This is a genomic window from Agrobacterium sp. BT-220-3, assembly GCF_025910175.1.
Lineage (GTDB): Bacteria > Pseudomonadota > Alphaproteobacteria > Rhizobiales > Rhizobiaceae > Agrobacterium > Agrobacterium oryzihabitans.
This window is the reverse complement of record NZ_JAPAIX010000032.1, coordinates 1-5074: the sequence shown is the minus strand read 5'-3', so window position 1 is coordinate 5074 and position 5074 is coordinate 1. Positions and strand designations below refer to the sequence as shown.

General features: G+C 56.0%; 4 protein-coding genes and 3 pseudogenes. 1 reads left to right on the top strand and 6 read right to left on the bottom strand.

Translation table 11 applies throughout. The features are described 5' to 3' along the window. Positions 1–92 precede the first annotated feature (92 nt). Positions 93–935 (bottom strand): NAD(P)/FAD-dependent oxidoreductase, encoded by an 843-nt coding sequence (locus OK142_RS25020; RefSeq protein ID WP_498685708.1) that lies wholly within the window; start codon positions 933–935, stop codon positions 93–95. Positions 936–1309: 374 nt separating this feature from the next. On the opposite strand from OK142_RS25020, the pseudogene OK142_RS25015 reads away from it, so the two are divergent. Then, positions 1310–1459 (top strand): annotated as a pseudogene (locus OK142_RS25015) (aminopeptidase P family N-terminal domain-containing protein); the annotation flags it as partial. A 21-nt stretch (positions 1460–1480) separates the two neighbouring features. Here OK142_RS25015 and OK142_RS25010 read toward each other — a convergent pair. The 5 genes and pseudogenes from OK142_RS25010 to OK142_RS24990 form a co-directional block, all read right to left on the bottom strand. Further along, positions 1481–1768, bottom strand: a pseudogene (locus OK142_RS25010) (helix-turn-helix domain-containing protein); the annotation flags it as partial. Between the two features lie 303 nt (positions 1769–2071). After that, on the bottom strand, positions 2072–2587 hold the full coding sequence (locus tag OK142_RS25005; RefSeq protein ID WP_498685707.1) for a YidB family protein: 516 nt from the start codon (positions 2585–2587) through the stop codon (positions 2072–2074). A 1127-nt stretch (positions 2588–3714) separates the two neighbouring features. After that, positions 3715–4314: a general stress protein gene (locus tag OK142_RS25000; RefSeq protein ID WP_080843305.1), complete on the bottom strand. Its 600-nt coding sequence runs from the start codon at positions 4312–4314 to the stop codon at positions 3715–3717. A gap of 16 nt (positions 4315–4330) precedes the next feature. Next, positions 4331–4648, bottom strand: coding sequence for a hypothetical protein (locus tag OK142_RS24995; protein ID WP_080843306.1), 318 nt, complete (start codon positions 4646–4648; stop codon positions 4331–4333). 210 nt (positions 4649–4858) lie between these two features. Next, a pseudogene (locus tag OK142_RS24990) lies at positions 4859–4962 on the bottom strand (SOS response-associated peptidase); the annotation flags it as partial. Between the last annotated feature and the right edge of the window lie 112 nt (positions 4963–5074).

The following is a 5074-nucleotide window of genomic DNA, read 5'->3' as shown; positions in this document are numbered from 1 at the left end:
GGCGCTTCAGCTTTTCGGCAATGGCATTCAGAATCATGGCTACGCTCCGCTACATCGGGAGCTGAATTTCCACCGTTGTGGTCAACAGCTAGTTAACCAAAAGAATTTGCGACACGCCCAGAATTCCTATCCGGGGAAAGTTTGCCCTGAGAGCCCCCGCCAAGCAGAATGGTTCCGTCGGTCGTTTGTTTGAAGGACAGTTTCCGACCAAAAGAGCCGACGACCGGTGAAACTTTGGGGTGAACCCTCTCCGTCACGATCATCATAGAGGTACGGATGTCGTGCTCCACATGTTCTCCAGCCATTTCTGCCAGCGTGCTCGCCCAGGCTCCAGCGGCATTGAGTACCAGCGGAGCCTCTATTTTCCCCTTTGTCGTACGCACGGCCCATATGCCGCCCTGTCTCGCCAGCCCGGTTACCGCGCATTGTTCCTTGATCCGAACGCCAGCTTTCCCGCAGGCAACACGAAAAGACCGGATGGTCCTGTGAGGATCGGCAGAACCATCGCTGCTTACCCATGCCGCGCCGAGGCAATGTCGCGGTAAATCCGGAATGATTGCCCGGACCTCTTCCGCGTCCAGCAGACGCTCGTGAAACATGCCTGCGGTCTGAAGTCTTGCTATTCTCGCGCTTATGGCTGACAGCGCGGACTCGTCCTCGGCGATTTGGAGTTGCCCGGCCGGACGGAAGCCGCAGTCGTCACCGACAATGTCCACCATATGGTGCCAGGCATCTGCAGCCTCGAGGCTAAGTGGCAATTCCTCTGTGGCGCGACCAAGTGTGCGCACGCCGGCGGCCGTTGCGCCTGACGCATGCCTTCCAACGAAGTCGCGCTCGATAATAATTGTCTTCAGGCCGAGTCGAGCCGACTGCAATGCGGCAGAAAGACCATGAAGGCCACCGCCGATGACCAGAAGATCCGTGTTGCTGTCCATTTTTTCCTGCCTGATGGGCTGGGAGCCAAAGTCACAGCCTGGTAAAGGTGGTCGGCTGACGGCAGACCCTGCGACAATATATCTTGCCCATCTCCGCGTTAGACCGCGAAACTCTGGCCGACCGTCAGGTTGTTGCCCGCGCCAGAACGTCGATTGCCTCAGGGTAAACAACTGCAAAGCCTCCGGTCAAAGTCGAAAAGCTGTGCTAAACATTCGGCAAGGTTATGCATGCTCTGCCGAAATGGACCTCATAATGAAATATAACCTGTCGGAATAAGATAGCCAGCTTTTCGACTTTGACTCCTGAAACGGCGCTCCGTAGCGTCGTCCTCCTTTATCAGTCGAGGCTTTGGGAGCCTTGCCACGGAGGACCGATGTACATCTTCGACCACAAGAAGCGGATCAAGCGCTTGCAGGAAAGCCTCAAAATCGCAGGTACGGGCACTGCTGTCGTAGTGTTGCCCAGCAATATCAGATATCTCACCGGCTTTTGGGGATATGCGGCCCGTGCGGAATATTTCGAGCCGCGCAGGCTGATCTGTCTCGTACCGGCTCATATACCAGGAAATGCGCATCGGGCCGAGATGATATCTGGTGCGCAGATGCAAGACTTTCTCGATGATTTCTGCAGGCTTCTGGTTAGCGGGATTTTTTGGTGCGGAGGATCGGTTCTCAAGCCCGGCCTCGCCATAGCGCTCGAAAGCCGATTTCCATCGATAGAAACTGGCTCTGCCAATACCGAAATAGCGGCAGGTTTGCGATACGTCACCGTGACGCTCGGCATGTTGAAGAACGCGCAGCTTATGTGAAACTTCCCGTCGGAATGTCATCATCGCGATTATCCTTGTGATCGAAAGTCAAAAACAAGGATGTCTCGAAGGTCCCTACTTTTCTACACAGCGAGTGGTTGCAGGAAAGAGTAAACCGCGAAGGGTCTACGGTCGCGATGAGAACCTGCGCGTTTTGGGACCGGTGTTTCCTGATCAGCGGAAATGAGGCCTGCCGCCTCCATTTTCCTGTTGCTCCAGAGAGTAAAAAACGTCTGCGACATTTTATATGCCGACCTCTCGCGGCGAGTATTTTCTCACAGATCAAGCACCCCACAGCGTGTCAGCGCTATCCGGCAAAGATATATATCAGAGCTTCGAAACCTGCTGCTCGGATGGAATGGTCCCATCTGGCGTCAGTTCATCGACAGCTTGCGGTAGATCCTTGCTAAGACGCGCCAATATCTCTTCCCGCGACAGACGTGTCTTCGCGGCCAATTCATCGAGAACCTCCGGCCCGATCGCCTCCGAGAGTTCGTCGGCGTTGATGTCGTCATTTGCCCCCGGCTTGATCCAGGACTCCGCCTTCTGCCCGAAGCCGTTTTGTTGGAACGTCTTGAGAAGGTCGCTCAGACCACAGCTTAAAGTTCCTCCTGAGGTGAGCCCGTCAAAAATAGATCCGATGCCTCCCGACTCCCTGCCGCCACCGAGCTTGCCGGGCAGGTCGCCACCGCTTGTCTGGTTGGAGGACGCTTCTTCATCCCGGTTAGCTCCGGAGGTCTGCTGCGTGTTCAACCCCCGCAGAAAATCCGCGATTTTCTCCCTGTTCTGATAGCCTGCTACCGCAAGTACACCCAGCAATGCTTTCAGTTGGCCGCTCACCATGATTTTTCTCCTTGTTTTCCTGGGCCCCGAGAAAACATGGCGACGTGGCCCCCTCGCGAGAACAAAACGATTGGTCGGCAATGAGGTTCCATGAGGTCAATGGATGGAGACTGGCTGCCGCTTCTTCTGATAAACGCGCTAATGAACGGGGTGAGAGAGAGAGAGAGAGAGAGAGAGAGAGAGAGAGAGAACGGATGTCCGATAGCGGCACCATGCAGGTGGCGTCCCTAAGAGCAAGCTACCTTCCGCTCATGTCGTTCACTTCGTTCGGCGAGGTCGGGACGCCGTAAGATTGTCACCCAACTTGGATCATCCGGCAATGACGGCAGTCCTGCACCATGCCCGGGTTGACCGGAGCTCTGGGAATCTTAAATGCAGGCGCGGGGAAATTTTTCATTATCGACAGGAGAGCGGCAGCGCGAAAATTAGTGGCGTTTTAGGCCGCGGCTGGCCTGGTGCGGTTTTGAGGATGTACCCGCATTCGGCGCGTCATGATGAACCCATTTGAAGAACGCGTAGACGGGATAAAAATGACAATCAGGGTGAGGATTGAGTCGAGCATCTGCATTCGACCCTCGCGAGACGGCAATGTCGCGATCGCAGTTAGAGCTTATAAGCTGTGCCAGGGGCGAGCGTTATTTTGCTGTCCCAACTCGCGATCCAATTTGTCTCTGCTGCAATCACTGCGATCAGCATGGCCGCGAATATTGTAGACAAGGTGACGATCAGGAAAAGTAAAATCTTTCGGAAAATGCGAGTGTCTCCGACTGAAACGCGCGGACGCTATACAAGCCGCGCCATATTATAATTGACGGCAATGGTTAAAACTTGGTTTGCGATATTCCCTGCGTGGCGGACGGTGCGGAAACGGGGCCCGCGCGGAGTTGCAAGGTTTTGCATGCCGATAGATTTCAGGCTTCAAACGGCTGACGAAGGGGCGAGGGGCTCTTACGGCCGGCTGGTTGTCCCGCTTACGAATTCTGCATACTAATTTGAGCGGGTGGAATGAAATCTATGTCGCAGACCGTTAAATTAATCGCGGCAATTGTCTTACAAACGAGATCTTTATCAAAGGCGGTATCGGGCGTCACTGAAGGGGCGCCACCGTGGCGCCCCTCCTGAAACTCTCACATACCATTGCGGCGATAGCGAAGCCGTTCCTGCTCGATCTGGTTGGCCTCGTAGGGCGAGAGCGTTTCGTCGAAATGCGTCCATCCTTGCTTTTCGTAAGCGGCGCGACGTTCTGTCGGATCGACCCAATTCGAGCGTTTGAGAATGGCTTCAGCCTCCGGCGCCAAGGCGTCATCCACTTTTGCGGTGACGAGGGTGCCACCCCGGCGGACGCCTTCGGCGTAGAAGTGGGCATCTCGTTCCGGGACGCCGGAGCTCGTCAGTGCGCCAATAATCCCACCAGCGGCCCCACCTGCAACCGCACCGGCTGCCGCGCCGGCTGCAGTCGCAGCAAGCCAGCCGGCTGCAACGACCGGACCGACGCCCGGAATGGCCATCAAGCCAAGGCCGGTGAGCAGGCCGCCCGCGCCGCCGACGACCGCACCGATCCCCGCGCCAGTTCCGGCCCCTTCTGCGGCATTCGACTCTTCGTGCCGCCGATCGGCGTTATTGGAAACGATACTGATATCGCTGGATGGTACGCCCAGAGCTTCGAGTTCACTGACGGTGGAACTTGCGTCTGCGTAATCGTCAAAAAGTCCGGTAACAGTTCTCATAACATCCTCCTAGGGGTTACTTGGCAACAACATTGCCCTGATAATCGAGAGCGATCGAAACAGTTTTGCCGTCCTTCATGCCGGTGGCATTCCAAACGCCCCTGTCGTCTTTCTTGAGATCCTTCAACCCCGTATAACCCGCTTTTTGGATCCGATCCTTTGCCTGGTCCTCAGTAAAACTGTTGGCGCCCTCGACCGGGGCCGTCGGGTTTTTCGTGTCGGGGGTCGCAATTGCCGGCGTGTTTCCGTCGCTGTTGGCCGCGGGCGCACCCTGGGCATGTGCTGTAAGGGCCGAGACACAAATGAAGGCGGCTGTGAGAATAGTGTTTTTCATGGTTTTCTCCCTAGCTCGGATCTGCGTAGATTGATCCGCCTGATTAACCCTTTTATGTTCTTTTGGTTCCAGCATCGGAGGCAAGGTGCTCAACAAGCATGGCGGCGCGTCGGGCATACGAGTGACCATGCAAGGGTCTGGACAGTGGCGCAGGCGAACGGCCGAATAAGAGGAGGTAGCAACTGAAGCGGTGGAGCGCCCGGAAAGCTACACGAGGCGATTGGCATCGGTAGTCAGGAAACCATAGAGATCATCGATCGTGATCCCGTTGCGAACCTTCCGGAGCATTTTCATTTTGGCACGTGGATAGAGCTGGCTCGGGAAATTTGAACAGCGGGGATAAGTGGAATTTCTGCCTGACTTCGGCTTAGATGCCGTGAACAGGAGATACCATGACGAGACGACCGCGCCGGAACCACAGCCCGG

Coding starts and splice junctions, on each gene's coding strand:
- OK142_RS24995 (WP_080843306.1), bottom strand. CDS start 4,648: ATGAAAAACACTATTCTCACAGCCGCCTTCATTTGTGTCTCGGCCCTT.
- OK142_RS25005 (WP_498685707.1), bottom strand. CDS start 2,587: ATGGTGAGCGGCCAACTGAAAGCATTGCTGGGTGTACTTGCGGTAGCA.
- OK142_RS25000 (WP_080843305.1), bottom strand. CDS start 4,314: ATGAGAACTGTTACCGGACTTTTTGACGATTACGCAGACGCAAGTTCC.
- OK142_RS25020 (WP_498685708.1), bottom strand. CDS start 935: ATGGACAGCAACACGGATCTTCTGGTCATCGGCGGTGGCCTTCATGGT.